The sequence below is a fragment of the Siphonobacter sp. SORGH_AS_0500 genome (assembly GCF_031453245.1).
Taxonomy (GTDB): Bacteria; Bacteroidota; Bacteroidia; order Cytophagales; family Spirosomataceae; genus Siphonobacter.
In genome coordinates this window covers 1-26,062 of record NZ_JAVIYT010000003.1, presented here as the reverse complement: position 1 = coordinate 26,062, position 26,062 = coordinate 1, and the positions used below count along the sequence as shown (strand labels likewise).

Genomic DNA, 26,062 nt, shown 5'->3' with positions numbered 1-26,062 from the left:
GGTTTCGTTAGATGGTAAGAGCATCGATACGATCATATTCTGCGTGGGTGCCCACAAATCGGATTTCGACTTCCTGATCGATGAAATTGATTTCAGCCACGAGTCGATAACTATTTCCTTTGATCGCAAACCTTGCTCTTTTTCCGTTTAAAATCTTTGCTTTAGGAAAGTCCTGAAGAATGTCTTGTGACTTCGCCCATGCGGCTTGCAAAACAATCCTATTCCATTCTTTCAGGCTTTTGCCCGCGTCATTATGCTTTCTGGTAAAGTCCACCAACCGCTTGGCTCCAATAATATCCATTAGATATACAGAGAGTTAAAATCTTACTCATGTTACATCGCAGTTAAAGGGTTGACTGCCAGTTCGATAGTAAGAACCCACAAGGGTATACTCATAGGCAAACCATCGAGTATGCAAATATACGAATAGCCGGGTAATTTACCCGGTTGTTATAGAATATTTATAAATAGGCTTTAAAAAGATTCTCCTTTGAATTAGTGAGTTCTCTTGGATTATAATGCATCCCCTTATACTATTCTTTCAAAGTAATATTGGTACTAGAACCAGTAATCCATCTACCCAACCATTTCTCTATCGTTCAGACCTTTGTAGAGTCAAAGCCATACTCCAATAGCAACTTCCCATCGTTGGTGCTACTTAAAAGCGATTGGTGAGAAAGGAAGCTAGGCAGTGAAGGCAAATCAGTTCTCTTCATCCCTAGGCGTATCGTTGCTTGACATACACTTAAATCAATCCTAAAATGAAAGGTATAAAATTTCTGGTAACTGCTTTTACGGCATCACTGCTCATGGATGCATCCGCACAAACGAACCAAAAGACCGTAAGTCAAAACCCTTTTGGGTTAGTGTATGGAGGAGCCCTTACGGAAAATGTGAAAGGACAAGTCAGCATTCACCCCGTTCGTTATCAACTCCATGGGATTGAAATAGTGGCCAATGTGTATACGCCCGCTAACTACGACCCATCAAAAAAATACCCAACGCTGGTAGTAGCCCATCCCAACGGCGGAGTCAAAGAACAGGTAGCCGGGTTGTACGCCCAGCGATTAGCTGAGAATGGTTTCATTACCATTACCGCTGATGCCGCTTATCAAGGTGGCAGTGGGGGGAGCCCTCGGTACGTTGATAAGCCTGCCAACCGTATCGAAGACATCTACGCTATGGCTGATTTCATGAGCCAATATCAAGGGGTAGATACCGCAAAACTAGGCTTATTAGGTATCTGTGGGGGTGGGGGCTACTCGTTGAAAGCAGCCCAGGCCGACAAACGGTTCAAGGCAGTGGCTACGCTAAGCATGTTTAATTCCGGTCAGGTCAGACGCAACGGTTTTATGAACTCTCAAACGGCAACGATTCAGCAGCGTTTAGCGAAAGCTTCCCAGGCACGGGCTATAGAAGCGGCTGGGGGCAAAACGCAGTATGCTTTAACCAGCACCGCTCCCTTAACGGATGAACAAATTGCCAAATTACCCTTTGAGTTGTATCGAGAGGGCTCCATTTACTATGGGAAAACGCACGCCCACCCTAATTCAAGTGGCAACTATACGTTGAGTAGTCTGATGGATTTAATGAGTTGGGATGCCAGTACCAATTCAGACCTAATCAATCAACCCTTACTCATGATCGCTGGTAGTAAAGCAGACACCAAGTACATGACAGATGAAGTCTTCAGCCAAGCGGTGAACGCCAAGAGCAAAGAGCTTTTTTTACTTGATGGGGCCACGCACATTGAAACCTATTGGAAACCAGCGTATGTAGATCAGGCAGTGAAAAAGCTGGCTACTTTTTATCAATCCAATTTATAATCCGTAGCTCTTATTTGAGGTCAAAAGAAAATTGGGATTGATGCGTAACCAGCGTATAGATTCGCCTAAGTATAGGCTAATAAAAGACCCTTCGTTTAAGGACGTAGGGTCTTTTATTGATACCACTCATGTAATGAATTCTCTCATTTGGAGACATTTCTGTATTCTTGTTCGGTTACTGCCTGTAGCCATGTTACTCTTCCTCGGAGGGTATTAGGCGTAATGGCTACCTGGATAAATACCGTATCGGGAGAGGCACCATGCCAATGAGGAATGTCCGAAGGACATTTAACTACGTCACCCTTTTTAAGAATTTGAATGGGCTTACCTTTTTCCTGATAGTAACCAATGCCGCCCATCGCCATAATGACTTGCCCTCCAGCATGACTATGCCAGTAGGTACGAGCACCCGGCTCGAAGGTAACGTTGGCCACGGGAATGTTGAAAGCACTATCCGCTTGAACCAGCATTTTTACGTAGGCAATCCCAGTAAAGGTATTAGCCGGGACCCGATCCCCTTTCGGAAAAATAGACTCTAACTCCTTGCTGGATTGGGCCATCAGGTAATTGCTTATTAAACAGGCATATAGGATAGTAATAATGAGTCTGAATGGCTGCTTTTTCATTCTTTAAACGTTTGAAGGGTTGGGATTATCTTGTAGAGATTACTTGATGCAAAATGGCTCGGCTAGCATCAGCCTGCGGTTTGCCAATGTTTTCTTCGATGATGGAAAAGACGTGCTTGAGCTGGTTTTCCGATATTCCCTGCCGCAGAGTAAGACCCAGATGTGATTGAAGCATCGGCTCTACGCCGCCAAGGCTCGATAAAACCGAAATGGTCGTTAGTTCCCGCTCGGCGTAGGTTAACACATCCCTTTCAAACAAATCGGCAAATAAGTGTTCTTTGAGAAACCGATCTATTTCGGGACTAAAGGCTCCGTACCCTCTTTGAGATCCCGTATCGGATTGTCCACTCAGCGTTTCAAGCACCTTTTTACCCCGGTCATATTTTGGAAGTTGACTGGAAATGGGAGAGGCCTGTTTTCCGGAAGCATCGGTAATGCCCTGTTGTTTTCTTTGCTCGAGAACTTTCATAAAGGTCTGTAACCCTCGAATGCTGCGGGGAAATCCACAATACGCATACAAGTGAACCAGCACTTCTTTGATTTCGCTGATAGTCATTCCAGCTTGTAAACCATTCGCTAACGCTAATTCCAAAGCATCTAACTTCCCTAGGGAGGTTAATGAAGCAATGGCCACGATGCCTTGCTGTTTACGACTCAAGCTGTCTGAAGATGCTTTGTGTTGATTGGCATAGAGGGACTGATGTCCCACTGCAATGAGTAAGGAAAATAGAGTCAATATCAGGCTAAGTGACTTCATAGCAGCGTGTTTAAAGGGTTAAGCATTTAAAAAACCAAATCAATTCTAACGCTATTCAGTATACGAATAGCTATTTCAAGTTTAATTTCTGAAGCCATTGAATCACCTCTCTTTCCACTTCTTTGGCTCGCGAATCTTTAATGGCTAAAAGAATGCCCTTTTTCTCTATGCCCCCCTGCGTAGTAAAGCCTTCCTGCACGTTACTTTTTGGGCAAAGCTCCCTAACCGTTTGAAAGCTACTTCCTATACCGTATCCACCATTACTGTTAAAAGGGATAATCGTTTTACCGCTCAAATCATGGGACGTTAGAAAGCTTTTCATGGGCGGGGGAAGCTGCATTCCCCAAGTAGGAAAGCCGACAAACACCAGATCGTAGTGATCCATGTTTTTAATGCTGGTTTTCAAAGGGGGTAGAAATCCCGTTTCATTTTCACGAGTCACCTGGCCGACCGTAGCCTGATAATTTTCGGGGTAAGGCGTCTGTAATTCTAAGGCAACTAATTTGCCCCCTACCTGGTGATGAATCATTTCCGCCAGTGTTTTGGTATTACTGGTGCGGGAGAGATAAACAATCAAAATTTTCGCGGAATCAAGGGAGGTTTCTTCTATGGAGATTTCAGAAGTAGGTACTTCCTTTTGAAAAAAAGAGCACGAGCCCATCAGGACTATAAAGGCCCAGCAGACGTAAGTAAAGGATCTATGGAGTGGCATGGCTTCATGGGTTTAAGGAGAAAGCAGTTTAGCCCAAGAATACGCCTTTTCTAACGCCACTATTCTTGGGCTAAGTCAACCTCAAATAGATATGTTTAAGAATCGCTTCTTACGGAAGAGTGTAAACGTTTACAGAGATCCGTTACTTAACGGTTGATCATCTTTTGTGAGCTTTCCGAGTAGCGACGGCCCTGCACCTCAATTTGAGAAACGGCCTGATTGATCTCCTGGAGATCGGATTCGCTTAGGATGATTTCGGCCGATGCGATATTTTCTTGCAGCCGGTGTACTTTAGTGGTACCTGGAATCGGTACAATCCAAGGCTTTTGGGCGAGGAGCCAGGCTAAAGCAATTTGGGCGGCCGTAGCCTTTCTTTCACTAGCCTTAGCCGTCAACACATCCACTAAGACGCTATTCGCTTTCCGGTTTTCCTGCGAAAAACGGGGCACAGTATTTCTAAAATCATCTTTAGCAAAGCTAGTGATCTCATCAATTTTGCCCGTTAAGAACCCTTTTCCTAAGGGACTAAAGGGAACAAAACCAATACCTAATTCTTCCAGCGTAGGCAGAATTTCCGCTTCAGGCTCTCGCCACCAGAGCGAATATTCACTTTGCAGGGCGGCTACGGGTTGAACCGCGTGAGCTCGTCGAATGGTAGCGGTTCCCGCTTCGGAGAGTCCAAAATGTTTTACTTTCCCTTCGGCGATGAGTTCTTTAACCGTTCCCGCTACTTCTTCAATGGGCACGGATGAATCAACCCGGTGCTGGTAGAGTAGGTCAATGACATCCGTTTTCAAACGCTTCAGGGCAGCTTCGGTGACGGCTCGTATGGTCTCCGGGCGAGAGTCGGCTCCTAAGGCTGGTTTGCCTTCCTTAAAGCCAAATTTCGTAGCAATCACTACGTCATTTCTAAAGGGTGCTAACGCTTGTCCCAGTAATTCTTCATTGCTGAAAGGGCCGTAAGCTTCGGCCGTATCAAAAAAAGTAACCCCCACCTCAAAGGCCTCACGAATCAGCTGGACTGCTTCTGCACTAGTTACGTTGCTAGCATACCCGAAATTAAGTCCCATGCAGCCGAGTCCCAGGGTAGAAACTTCCAGACCACTCGTGCCTAACATTCTTTTTTTCATAAATACCGTATGGTTTAATCGCCTCTAGGCCTTCGAAGCGGGTTAGTCGATCTTACTACTTTTTAACGGGCCGGGTCAGTCTTGAAAAAGAAAGGGAGCCCATTTTCCACTGTCCTTTTTCTTTGATGTAGACTTCGGTGACCATGAATGGATTAACAACTTCGTTTCCGCCCACCTGGGCAACCAGGTCAATGTCGTTCAATAGAATAGCCGTGCTGCCGATGATATTCACGGATACGGAATGGATGGTGGCCTGCTTGTACCAAATGTTACCACTTTGAATGACTTCCAGCTCCCGGCTCTTGCCCCAGCTTCCACCCATGTGAACGAAGACGGCTTTGTCATCAAATAAGGTAGCCAGCGTATCTACTTTCTTTTCGGACATCCAACGCCACTTGTCTTTGGAAAGCTGGATAATTTCCTGTTCAGTGGGATTTGCCTGAGCAAAGCTTCTCTGATTAAGCAATAGGAGCAGGCCCAGTGCACTCACAGATAGCTTTATCACTTGTAACAAGGAAAGGGGTTTCATGGTCTTCAGATTTAGGATTCATATTCTCAAATAATTCAAGCAGTGCTTTGGCCCTGTTATTCTTTAGCAGAACCGTATTCTTCATCCGTTACCCGTTTAAACCAGATGGTTTTTCCCTTTTGAGTCGGGGAAGTGGCCAGGTAGCCAAAAGTACGATCTGGCGTAGCTCCATGCCAATGTTCAACGCCGGGGGGGCATTTAATAATTTCCCCTTGACGTACCGTCTGGCGGGCTTTGCCTTTTTCCTGATAATAGCCTACGCCTTGGGTAATCATCAGGATTTGCCCTCCGGGATGCATGTGCCAATCGAGCCGGGCTCCAGGCTCGAACGTGGCCAGGGAGGTACTGTAGGAAAAGACGCTGTCGGCCTCACTCAGCTCGTTCAGATACACCGTACCTACGTGGTGAACGTTGGCCGCTTTTTCCCCTTTAGGAAAAAGCGTTGATTGCTGAGCCTTGACTTGCATGGAAATGGCCAACAGCAGAATGAATACGATTCTTAGGATTTGCATGAGATCAAAGAATTGGTAGGCAGAACGTTGCATAGTACCACCTGGCTTAGACTTTTTATAGTAGCTCAACAAAGGTCTCTCATTTCTTGTGAGTCGTCCGTAGATGGATTACGGAGATTACTACCAATATCACTTGTCCAGCTGATGCTGCCGAAAGAAAGCGGATAACTCATCCGCTATTTCTACATTATTCAAGTCCGAAAAGGGAAAATGAGTATTGCCCCGAATGCCTTTTTCGGGCAGGTGCACGACGGTAGCATTACCCCCGTGTTTAGTAATAGTCGCGGCAAAGATTTTAGCCATTTCAAGTCCTACCCGCCAGTGATCTTTATTCCAGACCTGGGTTGGCTGCTTGGCAATGTTATCACCGTAATAAATAATGATCGGAATTTGCGTGAGCTTTTTAAAGTCAGCGAGTGGTATTTCCACGCCCTTTAATTCGCCAAATAGCCCAGCCGATGCCAGCGGCGGCGGTAGTTCTCCCTTAGGAAAGACAAAACCGCTGAAAGGTTCATAAGCCACCACCGCCTTTACCTTTTGGCTGACAATGGCTGTCATCCAACCGGGTCCCCCGCCTTGCGAATGCGTAATGAGAATGCCTTCGCCAATGCGGTCAAAAACTTTTGCACAGGCCTTCGTAACGACCGTGGCATCAAAGGCTCCCGTATTAGGCGTCATTTGCCGAAAGAATTGCTCTAAGGAAGCAGAATCCCTTGGAAACTGACTCCCTTCAAAATAATCGGGATAATTACCAATGCGAAACTGCGTAAACCAGAACTGTTCGTCGGCGGTAGGAGTGATGGTGATGGGTACGCTGCTTTTTCCCGCTTCTCCCCGTCGGGGCTGATCCAGGAGATAAACACTGAAGCCACGTCTGAGAAAAAGCGTTTGAAACCCCTCTCTGCCATCGGGCGTCGTTTCCCAGGTTTTTTTGGATTCTGCGGCCCCGTGCAGAAAGACCAGCGGATAGTTGCGGGCTTTCACCGGGACCTGGTAAAAAACGTAAGCATGATCACCGTGAAAGGTTTGCCCCTGCGGTTTTAAGGCGTTGGCCAGGTCAAAGCTTCCCGGTTCTCTTCTGCTAGTTCCTCCCACTAGAAAACTACCCTGCTCCTGAATACGCAGGGGCTTGGGGCGTGACTGAGCGATGAGTTCACCCGAGAAAAGGAGAGTAATCCATAGGATAACGCCTAAACCAATTCTGAGGGGAAAAAGGGCTGCACTAGGGGACGTATGTTTCATTAGGTTGAGAGTAAAAGATGATACTTGAAAACCCCAACCCACGCCTTATTAATCACGACCATCGGTTGGGGAACACATAGCCTAGGCCAGCGTGCGTTCTCCCAGCCATTTGACCATAGCCGGGTCTCGGTGATCAAAGAAAAGACTCGCCTTGGTATCCAGACTTTGAATGGTCTGCATTTGAGATGGGCTTAACTCAAAATCGAGGCTGTTAAAATTCTCAACCATCCGCTCTTTGCGAACGGATTTTGGAATCGCTACTACGCCCCGTTGGGTGAGCCAACGCAGCACCACCTGAGCTACCGTTTTATCGTGTTCAGCCGCAATTGAGCGAAGTACTCCATTGGTGAACAAATCGTTTTTTCCTTCCGCAAAAGGTCCCCAGGATTCAATCTGAATGTTATGTTCCTGGAGAAACTGCTGAGTTTCGATTTGTTGGTGAAAGGGGTGCGTTTCAATTTGATTCACCGCTGGTACAATATCGTGGTGAACGATTAGATCCATGAGACGATCGGGATGGAAATTACTAACGCCGATGGCTCTGACTTTTCCCTCTTTGTAGAGTTCTTCCATCGCTCGCCACTCGCCGTACACGTCTCCATAGGGTTGGTGAATCAGGTATAAGTCCAGGTAATCGAGCTGTAATTTTTGAAGCGAAGTTTCAAAAGCTTTCTTCGTGCCTTCATAGCCCTGAGACTGAATCCAGAGCTTGGTGGTAATAAAGAGTTCCTGCCGGGCAATACCACTTTTTCGGATAGCGGCTCCAACGGCTTCTTCATTTTGATAGGCTGCGGCCGTGTCAATGAGGCGGTAACCCGTCGCAAGGGCATCCAACACGCTACGTTCACATTCGGCAAGGTCAGGTACCTGAAAAACACCGAACCCTAAAATGGGCATTTTTACCCCATTGTTTAATTCTACTTCTTGCATGATTTTATTGTTTTCTTGGCACAAAGGTCTAGGGTAGATCGAAACCGAACCGTAGATAAATTACGGGGATTACTACCAATATTCCTGATGAGCCGTAAGTGAGAAATAAGAGCTGAAATAAAACCGTATGTTTGAAGTAGATAAAACAACGTTCCTATGAATGAACTGCGTCGGTTTGAGAGCATTGATGCGTATAATGCTTTTAACAAAAATGAAACCCGTCACCCCTTAATCAATATAGTAGATTTGGCGAAAGCCGATCCACGGCAGGGGTCACGGATGTACTTTGGCTTTTATACTGTGTTTTTGAAAGAAGTAAAATGCGGAGATCTGGTCTATGGTCGTCATACCTACGATTATCAGGAGGGAACCTTAGTATTCATTGCTCCTGGGCAAGTGGCAGGTATGAACAGTAACGGAGAAATCTATCAGCCTAAAGGATATGCCCTGGTTTTTCATCCCGATTTGATTCACGGGACGGCTCTAGGCCGCCACATGGCAGAATATACCTTTTTTGGGTATCAATCCAATGAAGCCCTGCACTTATCCAACCGGGAAAGACAGCTGGTGCTTGACTGCTTTGCCAAGATTGATTACGAGCTCGAACACGCCATCGATAAGCACAGTAAACGGCTCATTGTCTCAACCATCGAGCTATTTTTAAACTACTGTACCCGGTTTTACGAACGGCAGTTTATTACCCGCAATCACGTACATTCGGGTATTTTGGAGCGGTTTGAACAATTACTAAATAACTATTACCAGACCGATAAACCCCAGACCATCGGCTTGCCCAGTGTGACGTATTGTGCTAGCGAGCTAAACTTATCGCCGAATTATTTTGGGGATCTCATCAAAAAGGAGACGGGGCAATCGGCTCAGGAATACATTCAGTTAAAAGTGATGGATCTGGCCAAGGAAAAAATCTTTGATTCAAGTAAGTCTGTTAGTCAGATTGCCTATGAATTAGGATTTAAGTATCCCCAGCATTTTATGCGTGTATTCAAACAACGCGTCGGACAATCGCCCAACGAATATCGCATGCTACATCAGTAGAAATCAAGGTGCTCATGCAAAGAAAAACCCGCATAAAGAGATACATCTTTGTGCGGGTTTTTATAGGTCTTAAACAGGGATTGCTAACCCAGAAATACGGCTATATTTGCTTGTCAAGCTCCCGATGGAACGGTTGGTTATAAAACCGTTTTCCTTTGGTTTTATACAGGGCGTTCGCTACCGCTCCAAACACGGGGGGAAAAGGAGGCTCCCCTAAACCCGTCGGATCGAATTCATTTTCAACAAAATGAACTTCGATTTTTTGCGGGGCTTCGTTATGCCGAATGAGGCGGTATGTATCGAAGTTACTTTGCTCGGCTGCTCCCTCTTTATGGGTTAAAGCTCCGAAAAAAGCATTTCCTATCCCATCCACAACGGCTCCCTGTACCATGTTACGGGCAGCTTCCGGATTGACGACAATGCCGCAGTCCATGGCACTGAAAACTCTTTCCACGTAAGGCTCTCCGTTTTTGGTGGTCATGTCCACGACGTGGGCCGCATAGGAATTGTGACAGAAGTAAGCGGCTACGCCCCGATGGTATTTTTCAGCACCAGGCTTATTCCAGCCCGACTTATCGCGGACGAGTGTTAAAACGCCCGCGTAGCGATCCGGATCATACTCATTATTCTTGCCTACGGGAGCTTCCTTGGCCCGTTTTAAGAGCTCCAGTCGAAAGGCAATGGGATCTTTTTCCATGGCTTCGGCTACTTCATCCAGAAAGGATTGTTCAGCGGCTGCGTTGAAATTAGAACGCGGTGCCCGGAAAGCTCCAATGGTGATGTTTGAAGGAATTTCCCATCCTTCTGCTAAATAATTATCGATTGCTCCGGCCGGAAAGCGGTTGGGATGAATAGCATGCTCAGGAATACCTCCCCCTTTCACGTGGAAGGCAATCAGGTTTTTATTAACATCGAGTGCCGCCCGGTAGGTAGCCGTGTACATCGGTCGGTAAATGCCGTAGGTCATGTCATCTTCCCGGGTGTAGATAAGTTTGACAGGAGCTTTCACTTTTTGGGAGATCAGAGCGGCTTCATACAAATACTGACCATAGGCCCGGCGACCAAAACCACCTCCCATGCGGGTCATCTGAATTTCGATTTTGTCAGCGGGAAGATGTAACAACTTGGCCAGGGTCGGTTCACTCCAGCCGGGGGCTTGCAAGGGGCCTGCGACCAACGCTTTTTCATCTGTTACATGAGCAAAGAAATTCATGGGCTCCATACAGTTATGAGCTAAAAAGGGAGCCGTGTACGTGCGTTCAATCACTTGAGCCGCATTTTTAAAGGCCGTTTCTGGATCACCATCTTTGCGTAACTGCTGGGCAGGCTTTTGAGCATAGGCCTTCATTTTTTCCAACTGCGTAGCCGTGGTTTCCAGCTCGCCGGGAACCATCACCTCTCTGGCTCCATTGCGGCCGGCCACATTATCCTTTCTATCACCCGTAGGTTCCCATTCAACCACCAGCTTTTTGCGGGCATTCATCACCTCCCAGGTGGTTTTACCCACGATTACTAATAAATCGTTAAAGCTCCGGGTATCAAATCCCCCCTGGGCAAATCCATCTTCGTATAATTTCAGAGTAAATACGTTTGTAATTCCCGGCATTTTAAGGGACTCCGACGCATCAAATGACTTCACTTTCATGCCAAAGGCAGGGGGATGCTGAATCATGGCGATCAGCATTCCATCGGCCCGGTAGTCAAGTCCAAATAAGGGGGAACCCATGACTATTTTTTTGCCTTCCACATTTTTGGTCGGCTTTTTAATAATCGTAAAATCTTTAGGGGCCTTCAATTTGAATGCTTTGGGTACAGCGAGGGCAGCTGCTTTACTGGCCATCTGACCGTAGGTAGCCGATTGACCACTACTGTGGGATAAGACTCCAGCTTTGGTAGTAATTTCATCGACGGGCAGGTTCCAGGTGTCCGCGGCCGCCTGACATAGCATCTGCCGGGCGGCAGCTCCAGCCTCCCGTAGCGGTTTCCAGTACATGCGAACGGAATTACTACCCCCCGTAAATTGCGGGCCTAGTTTTACGTTATCATGAGGGCCCATTTCCACGGTGACGTTTTTCCAGTTCACGTCTAACTCTTCGGCCACGATCATGGGCAGCGAAGTCATTACATTCTGGCCAAACTCTGGATTGGGGCAAAGAATTTTGACCTGATTGTCAGGGGTAATTTTTATATAGGCCGTCAGCTCGGACCCGTTTTCGCTGAGCCCGGATTCCTGCCAATGATCGGCGGCTTTTGCAGAAGAAAACCAGCTGAAACTTAGCATCAAGCCCCCGCCTGCCAGAGCCGAAGATTTAATGAAGGAGCGTCTACTTGATTTGGATTCCATACGATTATCGCGAGTTAGGCTTGGCTTTAGCAGCCGTTTTGATGGCTTCTTTAATTCGCAGGTACGTCCCGCAGCGGCATATATTACCACTCATGGCATTATCGATATCTTCATCAGTGGGGCGGGGCGTACTTTTTAGAAGGGAAGCCGCACTCATGATTTGGCCCGCCTGACAGTACCCGCATTGGGCCACATCTTGCTCCAGCCAGGCTTTCTGCACCGGATGCTCTCCTTTGACCGATAAACCTTCAATGGTAGTGATCTCCTGTTTGCCAACGGCTGATACGGGTAATTGGCAAGAGCGAACGGCTGTACCACTCAAGTGAACCGTACAGGCCCCACATTGAGCTACTCCACACCCATATTTCGTACCCTGAAGATCCAAATGATCGCGTAAAACCCAAAGCATCGGAGTAGACGGGTCTACATCGACACGCCTTATTTTCCCATTGATCTTTATATTATAGATAGCCACTGTGGTAGAGTTTAGGGTGGAAGTTGATCCACTCAGCTTGGTCTTTTCAACTATGAAAGCAGGGTACTACCTACAAAGGTCTTTTTTAATAAATTAATCAGTGGTAGATAAATTACAGGGATTACTACCAATATCACTGTTCAGGAAAGGACGGATACGCAAAGAGGACTTTAATAAATGAAGACGATAGAGTTAAACAATGACAAGCTTTGTAATTTGAGATACGATAGCTCTAGCTATTTCAGCTATTTGTGTGCTACAAAAGAACTGAGATAATACTATAAATCTCACGGCACCTTACAGGCGAACCTGTCTTTAAAATATAAGAGAAAGTGTTTTCGCGGTATTGTTACCAAGCTTATTTACATGCTTTAAAGGTACGTTTATAAAATATTTTAAGCGTAAAGGGCCTCTGGATGCTCTCCAGAGGCCCTTTACGCTTAATAGTAAATTAATGAATAATTATAAAATATATATCAGCAATTTATATCGTACTATCGAATCTCGACCATTAAGAAAGGGAGGTCGGTTCTTGAATTCGAAGCCCAAAAGCAAGCCGTTGAAAAGTTCACTTACTCAAAAGAGGAGGTTCTGACTAGCTTTACCGATATTGAATATGGTAAGAAGAATGAGCGGCTCCAGCTTCAGGCGGCTATTGCCTATTGCAATATCTCCTCTACTCGTTGCGAAACTGGATCAACTCACTTGGAATGAAGCTTTCGTCTTTAATCTTCGGGATTCGGGGGCAATTTCGTGTGCCGTGATAGGTCGGAAGCTAATACCTTAAACACTGGCATTTTGACTATGATGGCTTAGCACAAGCGGGAGCTAACAACTGATCTAAGAGCCGGGCGATTTTGCGTAGGTACGCTGCTGGTATTCCTCATCCGTTGCCCTGTTCGTAATACTTTAGCAGCCCTTTATGCGTAATTGATACAATCATGTTCTAAATGTCATAAGTAATAGGACGCATGACAAATGGAATTACCAAACTTTTATCCTTTGAGATTTGGTTATAGCTTCACACTAGCTCCATTAAAAACCTACAGACCATTCTCGATGACGATATAAGAGCATTTCCAGTATTGGCAAAAAAGGACAATGAATAATCAAATAGAGTGGACATCCCTTGGCATATTCTTAGAACGTGAAAGCCAGCAGATACAAAGCCGTTTGCGGCTAAAGCAGCTTCAAAAGAATGAATTCCTGCTTAGAGAAGGGATGCTTTGCCAGTCGATGTATTTTATCCAGTCGGGTTGCGTGTATGAATATACGATGGGAGAAGTGGAAGAGCGAGTTACGGCTCTTTATGGGCCAGGAGAGTGGTGTATGAACTATTCCAGTTTTATATCTCAGAGCCCTTCTCAAACTTCAATCAAGGCCTATGCCGCTACTCAGGTGCTGGAGTTAACGCTCGTTGAGATTCATGCCCTGATTGCCTTATCTCCTGTCTATCTTCAGCTCGGAAAACTCCTGGAAGGAGCTTTGCATCGATCCCAGTATGGGGATGCTGCGATGAATCCTACCGAGAGATACCACCAGTTACTCAAAGACAAACCGCAACTCTTACAGCTCTTTCCTTTAAAGATGATTGCATCCTATCTTCAGATAGCCCCGGAAACGCTGAGCCGGGTTAGAGCTCGTTTCTAAGAGTTCATTTCTTGATTACAATCAAGTGCTTACGTAGGCAGGATACTTCATCTTTGCAGGTAATAACTTTCAGTCCAGTCCATGGCTGGTCAAGTATACACTCATATTCTAAAATCCCGGTTATGTTACTTGCTGTTCACCCTAAGTTACCGATGCGTCAGAAGCACCTGACGAAAGAATTTTACTTGCAAACCTTAGGCTTTGAGCAGGTGGGTTCTGATGCGTTTCCCGATTATCTCATGGTCAGAAAAGATCAGATCGAGATTCATTTCTTTGTTTTTACAGAGCTTGATCCCGCTCAAAACTACGGGCAGGTATACATCCGAACGGAGCAGATAGAGGCCTTGTATGCATCCTTAGTAGATCAAAACGTGAGCATTCATCCGGCGGGGGCTTTACAGCGAAAGCCCTGGGGACCTAAAGAATTTTCCCTGTTAGATCCCGATTCTAACTTACTTACGTTCGGAGAGCAGATGTAAGGAGCTTCTGGTTAAGAGAATATCTTGATTTCCATTTGTAATACAATTAGGTTAGCTAACCTATAAAAAGAGAGTTTCCATTCGCATGAATGACTACTGAAAGGAGAGGGTTTCGCCTGTCCTTAAATGGACGCTTTTCTGAGCCTAGTATCGAGGCAGGGTTCTGCACTAAACAGCTTCTTATAACAAGCAGTGACTTATTGACGACCAAAGGCCGTTTGCCGGCCGATAACAATTGGATTATACTGCGGATTAAAGTCCGCTAATGGCGGCTGAGTACTCCAACTATACCCACTCAGGATTCCGAGGCTGTCGGCGTATAGTCGAAACGTGCCCTGGCCTAAGCCTTGGTAGTAGGTGGTAGTCGACGTATTACGGGTATCGGTTGGGCCATGGGGATTTTCACTCGAATCGATAACGGCGAGTGCATATTGGGTGGTGTGGGCAATGAGTTTAGTAACGGGGGAGAGGAGGGTGGGCCTTGACGTGACCAACATGCAATGGCCCGTGTTGTCGCCATGGTTAGTAGGGTCCAGGTATTTGATGGCGATGATGTCGCCTGGTTGCACGTCTGTGACTTTACGGATGGGCTGGAAGCGATTAGCCGCCTTGATGGCCTCATAATAGCTAACGGCTTGAGGACGTTTTTGGCCCAGCCAGCTGTTGAGATACGCATCATTGACTCCGTAAGCATGCTCAAATAAGGCGTTTAAAAAGCCACTGCAATCGGCGTAGGCATGGTAAATAGTCGCAACGCTGGTTTGCCAACCGACGTCAGGCGTACCATGTTTATAAGTAGTATTACTAGCCGTGATGTGGGTTAGTAACTCTTGGGCCATTTTAAGATGTTGCAGCGGGTCGGCTGTTGGTTTAACCGGGTCCGTTTTCTGACAGGTAAATAAGGCTAGGATTAATAGCAAAGGCCAAAGTGACTTTTTCATCGTCGTATAGGAAAAACAATAAGCAAGAACGCATCAATTGCCCCAACAAAGAACTACAGATAGTCGATCAGACGCAATACCCCATTTCATCCCCTGAACAAATGGTAGGAGTAAATTATAAGATTCGTCAGGAGCCATTTATTTTATAAAGATTAAATTGAACCGTCTACGTAAAACAGGAGCTATCATTTCTGCTCTTTTTTTTACTTTACCCAAAAGTGAGATTTTGGTAAACAACGCTGCTTACCTATGATTCAGCCCTTTATTGGCGTTCCAGTATTCTTGGTGCTCCTGCTATCACTGGGTTGTACCAGCCCTACCTCGGTTGGTCCTACTTCCTCCACCATTCCCCTATGGCCTGCCGGTCGGATGCCTGATAGCACAGGCGTACATGGCCCCTTGATGACCAGCTCTACGGGCAATATAACGAACGTGGCGGTACCCTACTTGATAATACATAAACCAACTCAATCCAATGGACGAGCCATACTGGTCATCAGTGGAGGTGGGTACAAGCACATTGAATCGGGCAACGAGAGTGGAGCCGCTGCGAATTGGCTGAGCGGGCAGGGATTCACGGCCTTTGAATTAATCTATCGACTGCCCGCTGAAAATTGGCAAACCAAGTTCGTCGCGTTTGAAGATGGGCAACGGGCTCTTCGGCTGATCAAAAGCCTGGCTCCTCGGTATCACTATGAGGCAACTAAAGTTGGGGTGATGGGCTTCTCAGCAGGCGGGCACTTGGCGGGTATGCTGGCGATGGTACCTCAGCGACGCTTTTATCAGCCCATCGATGAGCTGGATAGTCTTCGGGCGGATGTACAGTTTGCCGCTCTGTTGTATCCAGTGGTTACCATGCTTCCCCCTTACAATTCGACGGTGTCAAAAAAAGTACTGTTTGGAAACGGTGACGACCTGCCAGCGGAGCGGCAGTATTCGGTGGAGCAGTTGGTCAGTGCCCAGACACCCCCCATGTTTTTAGCACAAGCCAAAGATGATTCGACGGCCTCGGTCCAGAACAGTGAGTTGCTTTATCAGGCTCTGTCCTGTCATGGGATAACGGCCTCTCAACTACAGCTTTTTGAGAATGGGGGGCATGGCTGGGGGTTGGGGAAGGCAGGTACGGCTGAAACCGTATGGCCTTCTTTGTTCCAGGCCTGGGCCGTCAAAAACGGTTTTTGGTAGCGATCAGGTTACCTAAAAGGATAACGCCGTTTGCTCCTAACTCAACACGCCAAAGGCTCCTTGTGTGAGATAATCCAGTGTTCATGAATCTGCTTGAGTTTCAGCCTTGAACCAGATGCGTAGCCTCCTTCCAACGAGGACTGAAGGGTGACTAGTACTGGGGCATCCCTTACCAGAATTGGAAGCATCGTATGAATTGATTACAGCATTCTACTCAGCCGCCCTGTTTGCCGCCAGCGGCTTACAATGGTGATGGCTTAGTGCAATTCTACTCATGAAGGGAAGCCCAGAAACGGTCCGTATTTGTTTTCTAGACTCTTTACGTATCGATACATTAAAAGGTGTTTTAACGTATTGCCCTACGCTATTGCTCTAAATAACTTAAGGCAAAGGCTACCCAGTCCTTTATGGATTTATCCAAATACATATCGGGTTGAATACCAATGTTATCGATGGGGTAGTCCGGCAACCGTAAAGCTCGATACGTGGGCATGAATAATTGGTAGGGCGGACAGCCAAAGTCAATCAGATAGGCATTTCCATAATCTAAGGCTCCGTAGCTGGGTGTGCCTAGTACCTTTACTTTTTTACTTTGCTTGGCAATAAACAAAAAATATTCTGCTGAACTGCCTGTGCCTTTGTTGGCAAGAATGACGATTTGTTGGGGACTTTTAGGAGCTAAGGTAAGGGTATCCACATAGACAGGCTGTCCGGTTTTATTGAAGTTCACGAACGTTCCCAGATTTGCCTTCAAGGTTTGAATCTGTCGATCTGTCCCCTGGGTTGACGTGTTTTTATCCAGGCTTTTTTTATACGTTTCTAGATTATCAATGTACGTTTGAGTAGCTAGAAATTCGGCTCCTGTATGACGTACGAATTTTCCTGAAATGTAAGGAAGCAATCTTTGATAGGCATCCGTGGTTCCACCGGGATTGCCACGAAGGTCAATGATCAGGTTTTTACTGGATTCAAGTAAGGAAATATGTTCAGTCAGGAGGTGGTTGATCGTCTCTAAATGCTGATACTCAAAACTGGGTAGTCTTAAAACCGAAGTCTTTTCGGATAGTTTTTTAAAATAAAAGCCTTCCAGCTCTTTGAGACGGCTTTCGATCTGAATCTTGTCGATCCGAGGTTTGGGCAATTCTTTGGTTAAGACTACCTGTATCTGCTCTAAAAACAATAAGGCTCCATGAAAGCTTTGATACTGTCCTTTCTGAATCGACCGATCCATCAAGGCGTAAGTAAAGTCACCACTGGCAAGCAATTTAAATTTGATGTCTTTCGGTTTCCAGGCATTGGATGCCGACTCAATAATGAACCCGATGTATTCATTAGTGTGTACCTTTTTTAAACCAATTTTATACCCTTGCATGGTATAAATGCCTTCCAGGCTGTCTTGCGTGCTCTGTAGGTGTTGCTCAAATTCTTTAAAATCAATCGTCAGCTTCTCGCTAAATTTACCAGTAGCAGCGGCGAATGGCGTCCCATTAGATCCTACCCAGAGATGCGGATCTTTAAAAAAATCGGTGTATGTTTTCAACAGGCTCTGGCACCCCTTATCATCCCTGTTTTTTGCCTCATTATGGAGCGTTTGCTTTAAACTCTGATAGAGTGAAGGGTCTTGCGTTTTAGCGGAAAAGCCGGGGTATTCGCGTTCTACTTTAATAATCAGCTTTTCCAAAGTTCTCGTACAGGAGCACTGGGGTGGTTGAGCTTGGAGTGGGAGAATGAGCAGTAAAAGGGCAGACAGGTAAAGTAATCGTTTCATTTTGATACAAATCGGTTATCGGGCAAAAGTAATAGGCTGCCGACCCGCTGAAATTGTAAAAATGTAAACCCGCTAGATAAAGAGCCAAAGGCATTCCTGATTAGTATCTACTTTTTTAAAGAACGTATAAGGATTTACAGAAGTGAGTTGTTTAAAGTCTTTGATGAGGTGGGACTGGTCGTAAAACATGCTTTCGTAGGAAAGTTCCGTTAAACTTTTCATGTTTTTTTGATTAGCGATGGCCGCTCTAAATCGATGAATCTTGCGGTATTCAACCGGAGATTTGCCTATTACTTTATTAAAAAGTTTGCTTAGGTACTGCCTCGAAAAGCCATGTCTGTGAGCGATGTCCTCTATTTTTTCTTCTGACTCAAGAGCGAAAAGAACCTCCTTCAGGTGCCGAAACTCCCTGATCTGTAGCTTGGAAAGCCAGTACGCTTCCAATTTTTTTCTCTGAAGGCTTCGATCGGAAGTCGAGAGAATTTCATTCATGTTAGGAATAAAATCAGAGAAGGGATTAAAATCGAGGGCGGTGTTTCGTTCAAAAAGTGAATGAGGATTCTCAATGAAATGATTAATTCCCAGAGGTTTGAAATAAATGGTTATCTCCAGGATCGGTCCATCATAGAGCACCTCAATGGGAGTAGTATAACGGGAAACGAAGTTAGAAAGGACCGTTTGCTGAGCAGAAGGACGAACCAGGAGCCTATTCTTTTCCATCTCAATAGTAACGCCCTGACTTACGGAAACAATAAAATAATTATTGGGGAACGTCCAGTAATGAAGGTTATCAGCATGTGTGCCCGGAGCGATGAAGTAATATCCCTCGATATAGGGGGTTAAAGCCTCCAGGGTTGGCCTATAAAATTCCAGGTTCATGGGGTGCTCGTGTAAAGCTTTGTTGTAAATGAATGGACTAGCAAGAAACTGGATAAAGATTCAGGCAATAGCACAAGAGTGATTAACAAAAAAATTAGCTGCGACTGCGGCACGTTGACCGGGTTACGCGGATCGGGTCGTCAATGGAAGATAAAAATAAGTGTTCTTGGGCGAGGATTGTCTTTAAATGCCATTTTCTGTGTCTGGAAAACGTACGATCCTTTTTACGTTTTAAAGGAAGCACTAGAAAAAGTTACTTTGGAAGTGGTAGTAAGCGATAAGTATCTTTTCTGAACAAGCAGTACATGAGCGGATAGGTACAAGACACCTATATATCAGAGGCTGCTTGTTACGTAAGTGTTTGGGTTTAGCTACCTGATTGATCAGAATAAATAAGAGACAGGCTACAAAAAATAAGACTCCCTCAAAGAAGGAGCCCATTAGGCTACACTTAACCAAAACTAAAAATTAAACGACTTATGGTTTCGAAAGTCCTGCTTTAAGAAAAGCTAGGAACGCTGAGGTGTCATAATTTGCTCCTTGGGGCGGCACCAGGGTTTTTTCACTTTGCGGATCCAGCAACACGTAATAGGGCTGAGAGTTAGCCTGAAAACGCAGGGCCTGCAAGGTGCTCCATTTCTTACCGATCGTTTTTATTTCCTTGCCGTTGATTACCGTTTGTTCCGATGGGTCTAATTCCGTTTTATCATCCACGTATAATTGAATCAATACGTAGTCCTCTTTAATAGTCTTTAGCACCGCTGGATCAGGCCAGACGGTAGCTTCCATTTTGCGACAGTTTACGCAGGCATGCCCGGTAAAGTCAATTAAAATGGGCTTGCCTACTTTTCGGGCGTACGCCAAACCTTCGTCGTAATCAAAGAAAGCATTGAGTCCCAGGGGAGCGTGAAAGAGTTCGCTATACTTATGCTTTTCGTTTGCAACTGGAGTGCTTCCTGTATTTCCCGCCAGACTAGCCGAATACAGATCGAAGTCCTGGGTTTGTTGCGGGGGCAGAAAAGCAGCAATGGCTTTCAGGGGAGCTCCCCACAGCCCCGGCACCATGTAGAGCGAGAAACTCAGCGAAAGCACTGCCAGAAAGAAGCGGGGTACGGAAAGAGAAACCAGCGGCGAATCATGTGCAAAGCGAAGTTTACCCAAAAGATAAAAGCCCAGACAGGCAAAGAGGATAATCCACAAGACGAGGAAAACTTCCCGGTCAAACCACTGCCAGTGGTAGGCTAAATCAACATTGGAGAGAAATTTCAAAGCCAGGGCCAGTTCCAGGATACCTAGCGTCACCTTCACTGAATTGAGCCAGCCACCGGATTTAGGCAGGGTTTTCATCCAGGAGGGAAACAGGGAAAACAAAGTAAAAGGCAGCGACAGAGCCAGAGCAAAGCCGAACATACCCACGGCGGGCCCTAGAAGGGCTCCCTGGGAAGCCGCCTGAACTAAGAGCGTACCGATGATGGGACCCGTACAGGAAAAGCTGACCAGCGAAAGCGTCGTAGCCATAAAGAAAATGCCTAACAGGCCTCCTTTATCGGCTTTTTGATCCATTTTGTTAGCCCAACTACTGGGCAGTATGAGTTCGAAGGCACCCAGAAAGGAAGCGGCAAATACCAGTAGCAGCAGGAAAAACGCAAAATTGAAGAGGCCATTGGTGGAAAGATTATTCAGGGCATCCGCACCAAAAAGAATAGTAATGAGGAGTCCGAGCAGGACATAGATGATGATGATGGACAGACCGTAGAGTAGGGCATTACGAATGCCGGAGGAACGTGACTCCGCCTGTTTGGTAAAGAAGCTAACCGTCATGGGTAGCAGAGGAAAGATGCAGGGCATAAAGATGGCAGCTAGCCCCCCCAGCAAACCTGCTACGAAGGTCACCCACAAGGATTCTTCTGCCGGTTGAGGCATGGCTAACACGTCTTTCGCTTCGGTTGGCATGGCAGATGTACGTCTCACGGTATCGCTTACCTGAGCTTTTGTTACGTTTGCCGTATCTGTTAAAGGCTCCTTGACGATTCCTTTTTCTTCAATTCCTGTGGTTTTTACCGGAATGCTGAACGCTACTTCTTCGGGTGGAAGACACCGCTGATCATCGCAAACCATGTATTCCAATGTACCTTTAATAGTAGCTGTGGGTTGGGTCAGACGAAATTTTTGCGTGAATACGGCTTGCTTTTCAAACCAGCGAATGTCCATATTGAAAGTCTTCTCAAAACCTTCCATCAGTTTCGATTTTTCCTGAACTTTCCCGAGGGCCGTATAAACTTTGGAGGGTGTAAAGTGGAAAGAAGTGGGCACGGGGCCACCCGCCTTGACGTGCTGGGAATATATATGCCAGCCTTCATCGACACTGGCGGTCAGGGTAATTTCTACTTCACCTTTTTCCAGCATTTTCGACGAAAACTTCCAGGAAACGGGTTGTAAAATCTGAGCCTGTCCAATGAGGGACAGGCTCCAGAAAAACACGAAAAAGAGTTTTCTCATGATTTATAATAGGGCTAATGAGCCTTAATCTTTTTTAGAAGTCGTATGAGCGACAATCCAGTCGCCAATCGTAGATAAAACGTCGGCCGGAAATTGTTTTTTCAGACTGGCAAATTCTGAAGGGGTACACTGTTGACAAGCCAGAAACTGGTGATTCAACCCCGGAAAAACTTTAACGGTAACATCCTTATTACCCCCTTGCTGTAGTAATCTCTTGAAGTTATCCAGGTTTTCTTGGGCCGAAACGTAGATGTCTTTGTCTCCGTTGATAGCCAAAAAGGGGGCTTGCACGTTGGGTAAAAACTGAGCGGGATCGTATTGAATGTGATAACGATACCAAGGCCCTGTAGCCTGCACAGTATAGGAGTAAATGGGAAAACGAAAGTGATCGTGCTCAATGCTTAGCGATTTTACCAGCTCATCATCTTTCTTTTTCCATGTATCATAGGTTTGCTGTATGGCCTTTACCAGACCCAGCGAATCCCGATTGACGTTCGCATACACGGTTTGAAACATCAATCCATTGATCTCATTATATCGCTTTTTGTCATGCTCTGGAATTGGGGCCGCCGCTACCAGATCAGCATTTTGTTTTAGTAAGGCATCTAGTCCTTTTCTGCCTAAACCAGCCATACTTACTAAAAAGGCCACATCCCGACGACGCGAGCCAATAATGGAAATGACGGCTCCTCCTTCACTATGCCCGATTAATCCGATTTTTTGGGGATCAACTTTGGGTTGCGTTTTCAGAAAATCGATCCCAGCTTCAGCATCCTGAGCGAAATCTTCAGTCGTTGACTGATTATAATTCCCGGAAGTTTTCCCAACCCCCCGATCGTCTACTCTTAAAACCGCGATGCCGCGAGTATTTAGGTATTGAGCCAGGTCGGCGAAAAACCTAAATTTGCCCATCGTGCCATCCCGATCCTGGGGCCCCGTTCCTGAGACGAGAATAACGGCTGGTACTAACCCTTTTTGATTCGGGTAACTCAGCGTTCCGCCGTAAGTAATCCCGTTTTTAGTATAACTGACGCTGTCGCTACGCACGGACTGAGCCAGGGCCGAACGCATTGTTCCGGCGATCAGCAGTAGTCCTATCATCCAATTCTTCATCTTACTCCGCTTTTTTCGTTAACTCAACCATGGCCGAGATTTCATCCGATAAACCCGTGGCACTTCCTTTGAAACCAACCGTTATGAAACGAAGCTTTCCCTTTTTATCAATGATGAGTTTTTGAGGAATACCGGAGATGCTAAAGGCCTTACAGATGCGTTTGAAGACTTCATCATTGGCTTTGGCATTCGGTAACTTGTTATCAAATAAAACAACGAAAGGGTAGTTGTTTTCCTTGATGTACTGCATGATTTCCTGCTTGTAATTGGGCGTACGCTCTTCGGTATCCACAAAAAAGAACAATACGTCCGGATCATTTTTATATTTCTCAACGGCCAGTTTCATGCCGGGGAAAGAGGCTTTACAGGGAATGCACCAGGTTGCCCAGAAGTCCATCACAATCGTCTTGCCGCGTAGCTGACTAAACTTGACGGTTTTGCCATTTCCATCTTTCATCGTCCAGTCGGGCATGTCCTTGTTGACCATGATTTTTTCCAGCTCTTTTAATTCTTTTGAAGCTAGCTCCTGACTTTTCAGCCCCTCCACATACGTCTCAAAACCCGTCAACGAGCCTTTGGAACGCTGGTAGTCTTTCTTTAACAATTCCAGCATCTCAGGAGAACTCTGGTTTTCGTGCATACTTTTTACCAGTAATTCCCGCAGTTCGTTTGGCTTGTTGAAATGATCGAGTAGCAAAGCTTGTTCATTATTCAGCTCCGCCCGTTTGTATTGCCAGACTTGCTGCGTGCGGTTAGCCAGAGCTAGGGCCTCTTCAAAATGTCCCGTATTACGTAAAATCTGAATCTGAGTTAAAGCGATGGATCGCAAAAAGATTTCTTCGTATGTAGCCTGATACTCTAAAGGAGACAAATACCAATAATCGGCCGGACGCTGGTTTTTAAAGCTTTCCATACGATCCAGTAAGGCCTGAGCGGGGGCCAGTAAGGTTTTGTCGTCCGCTTCATCTTTGCGTTTATGAGCAATCTCAATCGTTTTATAATAAATCGTTGGAATCGCCGAAAAAGGCAACTCATGAGCCAAAGCAGTTAAGGCTGCGTAATCTTTCTTAAGCAGGGTCTGAATCGCCAGATTTAAATAGACCGAGGTGTAATTGACGTTATAAGCATGATTAAAGGTATAATCGGCATCGTTGTAAGGGAATTTTTGAAGAAAAGCCCGGCTTAACTCTACTTTCTTCTCAAAATTCGATTCCAAATTCATCTGACGGAAAGCCTTCAGTCGAGCCAGATTTCCCGCTGGAAACTGTTTCTCCAAAGCCTGTTGCAGCGAATCGGCACGGGTTTTACTACCTGGAATCTGTGAAAAAATAGTATAAGCCTTCATCAGATTTTCTTCACCGGAAAGACCCATGAGATACTGGGTAGCCCGATTGATGCGGGGCATGGCGGCTTCTCCCTGAAATTTGTAAAGCGACCGAGCAAAAGGAACCGCAACTTTAGAACCAGCCTGCTTGAAATTAGAGCTAATCTCCTGATTCATCCAGTGATAAGTAGCCGTATCGCTGATGGAAACTCCTTCCAGATAGCCCGGAATAGTAAGGCCATAATTCGGAGATCGCATCAATCCCCATCCGGCGTAGGCACCGGGAGCTTGGGGACTGGTATCCGACTTCAACATAATGGTAAAAGACTGATTATCATTATTGTCTACTAGTTTTCCGCTTTGATATTTAATAGTGGCCAGTCCACAATCTTTGCCTAACTGAAGTTTCGCCTTCCAGGTCTGACCTTCCTGCGTTAAAGGCAAATCGTTGGCATGCCAAGCGTAGTTGTCGTAAGTGTAAACAACCGCTCTAATATCTTTTTTACCCGCCAAAGCAGAACCTTCGGGGGTATAGGTGATTAGTAATTGATCGCCAGGTTTAGCAACCGCCGGAGTAAAAACAACCCGTTGCGTTGGATTTTGCCCGAAAAGCGAGGAGGAAAGAAGCAGGGATAATCCCAGAATTAACGTTTTCATGAGCTTGGTTAAATGCGTTTTTAGTTTTTATAACAGGCAATGGTTTTTGCCGGAAAGTTGATGATGGTTTTATAGGGAATCAGAAAGGGCGTTCCCCGCAATCTTTGAATCGGTAATGGTTGCTTGGCTTTGATGTGCATATAACGGGCTCGGGGCAGTAAGGGACCATCATCCAACCGTTTTACGTATCATGGCTTTTATAAACCCGGATGAACTGAAGTCATCCGGGTTTTTCAATCATTAAGGATTTGGAACAATCTCGGGATTCAGCTGAATCAGATATGAGGCGATGGGAAATACGTAACGTTTACTATCTGGCGTTAGCGTATAGGTAATACCGTTAAAGGTCCGAGTAATCGTTTCCTGAAATATAGTTTCGCTTTTCAGGCGACGCATATCCCACCAGCGAAGGTTACGAAAACAAAACTCCCGACGACGTTCGTTAATCACTTGTATCAGAGCGTCGTTGGCGGAAGTAGCCGTTAGGGCCACAAAACCAGAAGCCTTAATTCGGTTTCGACGAAGGGTATTTACCAGTGCCATCGCCTGGGCAGGCTGACCGGCCCGAGCCCGGCCTTCGGCTTTAATCAGAATCATCTCCGCTACGGATGGGCCGACGTTTCTTGGTTCACTAATGGCCTGATCCCGGTAATAGTAGCGTCCGGTATACGCGGATGAAATTTTGGAAGCGGGAACGGTAAACAGGTTGTACCGCTGATCCGTCGTATCATACAAAGCCAAAAGGTCCGTGCTCATCCGTAAGGCCGTTGGTGTATAGCCTTCTGTTCCGTAATTAACCGTTTTGGAAAGCAGGAGCTCCGGGTCGTTGATCCGCTTGGGATGTTGGGAAGCCGCTGTTAACGTCGAAAGATTATTTAGCGTACTACGAAGAGCCAGGGCACTATCCGCGTAGGCTTCCGCATTCGCATAATCATTCTTATACAGATAGGTCCGGGCCAGTAATCCATAAACCGCAGGTTTCGACGGCAGGGTATTATACGCCTGCGTTACCGGAATGGCAGGAACAGCCTGTTTTAAATCCTTCAGAATCTGCTGATACACGGCTTCTACACTGGCCCGTTCCAGGGACTGCGAAACGGTTTGAGTGGTCAGTAAGGGCACGCCCAAATCGGTAGCGGCATTAGCTCCGTAGGGCAGAGCATACTGATTAATCAGGTTTAGATAGGCATCCGCCCGGTGCACGAGGGCTTCTGCAGTAAGAGCGGCAATCTGAGCAGGGGTACCAGTACTGGCGGGCAATTCGCTAATGATGGTATTGGTGTTGTAGATGATGGAATACATCCGGTTCCAGTCCCGATCATTTTCGTAACTAGTACCCAATACAAAAATATTATCCTGCCAGGTATAGCTATTACGGTAAGGGGCGTACGTATCCGAAGAAATAAGACTGCTTTGCTGGCTGGCATC

Annotated in this window: 25 protein-coding genes; 6 read left to right on the top strand and 19 right to left on the bottom strand. The window is 46.0% G+C overall.

The window, feature by feature from the left end; genetic code table 11:
- Positions 1-7: 7 nt before the first annotated feature.
- Positions 8-301: a type II toxin-antitoxin system HigB family toxin gene (locus tag QE357_RS20380; RefSeq protein ID WP_309711618.1), complete on the bottom strand. Its 294-nt coding sequence runs from the start codon at positions 299-301 to the stop codon at positions 8-10.
- A gap of 460 nt (positions 302-761) precedes the next feature.
- On the opposite strand from QE357_RS20380, the gene QE357_RS20375 reads away from it, so the two are divergent.
- Complete coding sequence (locus QE357_RS20375; RefSeq protein ID WP_309711614.1) at positions 762-1,826, top strand: alpha/beta hydrolase; 1,065 nt, start codon at positions 762-764, stop codon at positions 1,824-1,826.
- Positions 1,827-1,969: 143 nt separating this feature from the next.
- Here the strand turns inward: QE357_RS20375 and QE357_RS20370 are convergent, their stop codons facing one another.
- From QE357_RS20370 to QE357_RS20335, 8 genes are all read right to left on the bottom strand, one after another.
- Positions 1,970-2,452, bottom strand: a complete 483-nt coding sequence (locus QE357_RS20370) for a cupin domain-containing protein (protein ID WP_309711611.1) — start codon at positions 2,450-2,452, stop codon at positions 1,970-1,972.
- A 25-nt stretch (positions 2,453-2,477) separates the two neighbouring features.
- Entirely contained in the window at positions 2,478-3,209 is a 732-nt protein-coding gene (locus QE357_RS20365; protein WP_309711608.1) for a carboxymuconolactone decarboxylase family protein, read from the bottom strand.
- Positions 3,210-3,279: 70 nt separating this feature from the next.
- A complete protein-coding gene (locus QE357_RS20360; protein ID WP_309711605.1) occupies positions 3,280-3,921 on the bottom strand; it encodes a flavodoxin in 642 nt (213 codons plus the stop codon).
- 146 nt (positions 3,922-4,067) lie between these two features.
- Positions 4,068-5,051, bottom strand: a complete 984-nt coding sequence (locus QE357_RS20355) for an aldo/keto reductase (RefSeq protein WP_309711602.1) — start codon at positions 5,049-5,051, stop codon at positions 4,068-4,070.
- A 55-nt stretch (positions 5,052-5,106) separates the two neighbouring features.
- A complete protein-coding gene (locus tag QE357_RS20350) occupies positions 5,107-5,580 on the bottom strand; it encodes a nuclear transport factor 2 family protein (RefSeq protein WP_309711599.1) in 474 nt (157 codons plus the stop codon).
- A 56-nt stretch (positions 5,581-5,636) separates the two neighbouring features.
- Positions 5,637-6,092, bottom strand: a complete 456-nt coding sequence (locus QE357_RS20345) for a cupin domain-containing protein (protein ID WP_309711596.1) — start codon at positions 6,090-6,092, stop codon at positions 5,637-5,639.
- A gap of 129 nt (positions 6,093-6,221) precedes the next feature.
- A complete protein-coding gene (locus QE357_RS20340; protein ID WP_309711593.1) occupies positions 6,222-7,334 on the bottom strand; it encodes an alpha/beta fold hydrolase in 1,113 nt (370 codons plus the stop codon).
- A gap of 81 nt (positions 7,335-7,415) precedes the next feature.
- Positions 7,416-8,264 carry an aldo/keto reductase gene (locus QE357_RS20335; RefSeq protein WP_309711590.1) on the bottom strand — a complete coding sequence of 283 codons (849 nt, stop codon included), beginning with the start codon at positions 8,262-8,264 and terminating at the stop codon, positions 7,416-7,418.
- Positions 8,265-8,420: 156 nt separating this feature from the next.
- On the opposite strand from QE357_RS20335, the gene QE357_RS20330 reads away from it, so the two are divergent.
- Complete coding sequence (locus QE357_RS20330) at positions 8,421-9,320, top strand: helix-turn-helix transcriptional regulator (protein WP_309711587.1); 900 nt, start codon at positions 8,421-8,423, stop codon at positions 9,318-9,320.
- Between the two features lie 100 nt (positions 9,321-9,420).
- Here the strand turns inward: QE357_RS20330 and QE357_RS20325 are convergent, their stop codons facing one another.
- Together QE357_RS20325 and QE357_RS20320 are read right to left on the bottom strand one after the other, a co-directional pair.
- Positions 9,421-11,601 (bottom strand): molybdopterin cofactor-binding domain-containing protein, encoded by a 2,181-nt coding sequence (locus QE357_RS20325; protein ID WP_409050275.1) that lies wholly within the window; start codon positions 11,599-11,601, stop codon positions 9,421-9,423.
- A gap of 67 nt (positions 11,602-11,668) precedes the next feature.
- The gene (locus QE357_RS20320) at positions 11,669-12,139 is read right to left on the bottom strand and encodes a 2Fe-2S iron-sulfur cluster-binding protein (RefSeq protein ID WP_309711582.1); all 471 of its coding nucleotides are present in this window, start codon (positions 12,137-12,139) and stop codon (positions 11,669-11,671) included.
- Between the two features lie 471 nt (positions 12,140-12,610).
- On the opposite strand from QE357_RS20320, the gene QE357_RS25075 reads away from it, so the two are divergent.
- The 3 genes from QE357_RS25075 (at position 12,611) to QE357_RS20310 (ending at position 14,268) form a co-directional block, all read left to right on the top strand.
- Entirely contained in the window at positions 12,611-12,853 is a 243-nt protein-coding gene (locus QE357_RS25075) for a recombinase family protein (protein ID WP_409050274.1), read from the top strand.
- Positions 12,854-13,240: 387 nt separating this feature from the next.
- Positions 13,241-13,789 carry a Crp/Fnr family transcriptional regulator gene (locus tag QE357_RS20315; protein ID WP_309711579.1) on the top strand — a complete coding sequence of 183 codons (549 nt, stop codon included), beginning with the start codon at positions 13,241-13,243 and terminating at the stop codon, positions 13,787-13,789.
- Between the two features lie 122 nt (positions 13,790-13,911).
- The gene (locus QE357_RS20310; RefSeq protein ID WP_309711577.1) at positions 13,912-14,268 is read left to right on the top strand and encodes a VOC family protein; all 357 of its coding nucleotides are present in this window, start codon (positions 13,912-13,914) and stop codon (positions 14,266-14,268) included.
- A 197-nt stretch (positions 14,269-14,465) separates the two neighbouring features.
- Here QE357_RS20310 and QE357_RS20305 read toward each other — a convergent pair whose 3' ends face one another.
- Positions 14,466-15,209 (bottom strand): hypothetical protein, encoded by a 744-nt coding sequence (locus QE357_RS20305; RefSeq protein ID WP_309711574.1) that lies wholly within the window; start codon positions 15,207-15,209, stop codon positions 14,466-14,468.
- A 249-nt stretch (positions 15,210-15,458) separates the two neighbouring features.
- Between QE357_RS20305 and QE357_RS20300 the strand changes: the two genes are divergently transcribed.
- Positions 15,459-16,394 carry an alpha/beta hydrolase gene (locus QE357_RS20300; RefSeq protein ID WP_309711571.1) on the top strand — a complete coding sequence of 312 codons (936 nt, stop codon included), beginning with the start codon at positions 15,459-15,461 and terminating at the stop codon, positions 16,392-16,394.
- Between the two features lie 364 nt (positions 16,395-16,758).
- Here the strand turns inward: QE357_RS20300 and QE357_RS20295 are convergent, their stop codons facing one another.
- The 7 genes from QE357_RS20295 to QE357_RS20265 form a co-directional block, all read right to left on the bottom strand.
- Positions 16,759-18,162 carry a S41 family peptidase gene (locus QE357_RS20295; protein WP_309711568.1) on the bottom strand — a complete coding sequence of 468 codons (1,404 nt, stop codon included), beginning with the start codon at positions 18,160-18,162 and terminating at the stop codon, positions 16,759-16,761.
- A 72-nt stretch (positions 18,163-18,234) separates the two neighbouring features.
- Entirely contained in the window at positions 18,235-19,041 is an 807-nt protein-coding gene (locus QE357_RS20290; protein WP_309711565.1) for an AraC family transcriptional regulator, read from the bottom strand.
- 477 nt (positions 19,042-19,518) lie between these two features.
- The gene (locus QE357_RS20285; protein WP_309711561.1) at positions 19,519-21,540 is read right to left on the bottom strand and encodes a cytochrome c biogenesis protein CcdA; all 2,022 of its coding nucleotides are present in this window, start codon (positions 21,538-21,540) and stop codon (positions 19,519-19,521) included.
- A 24-nt stretch (positions 21,541-21,564) separates the two neighbouring features.
- On the bottom strand, positions 21,565-22,653 hold the full coding sequence (locus QE357_RS20280; RefSeq protein ID WP_309711558.1) for an alpha/beta fold hydrolase: 1,089 nt from the start codon (positions 22,651-22,653) through the stop codon (positions 21,565-21,567).
- Position 22,654: 1 nt separating this feature from the next.
- A complete protein-coding gene (locus QE357_RS20275) occupies positions 22,655-24,634 on the bottom strand; it encodes a TlpA disulfide reductase family protein (protein ID WP_309711555.1) in 1,980 nt (659 codons plus the stop codon).
- A 20-nt stretch (positions 24,635-24,654) separates the two neighbouring features.
- Positions 24,655-24,810, bottom strand: coding sequence for a hypothetical protein (locus QE357_RS20270; RefSeq protein ID WP_309711551.1), 156 nt, complete (start codon positions 24,808-24,810; stop codon positions 24,655-24,657).
- A gap of 64 nt (positions 24,811-24,874) precedes the next feature.
- Positions 24,875-26,062, bottom strand: a 1,188-nt coding sequence (locus tag QE357_RS20265; protein WP_309711548.1) for a RagB/SusD family nutrient uptake outer membrane protein, incomplete at its 5' end; no start/stop codon positions are given.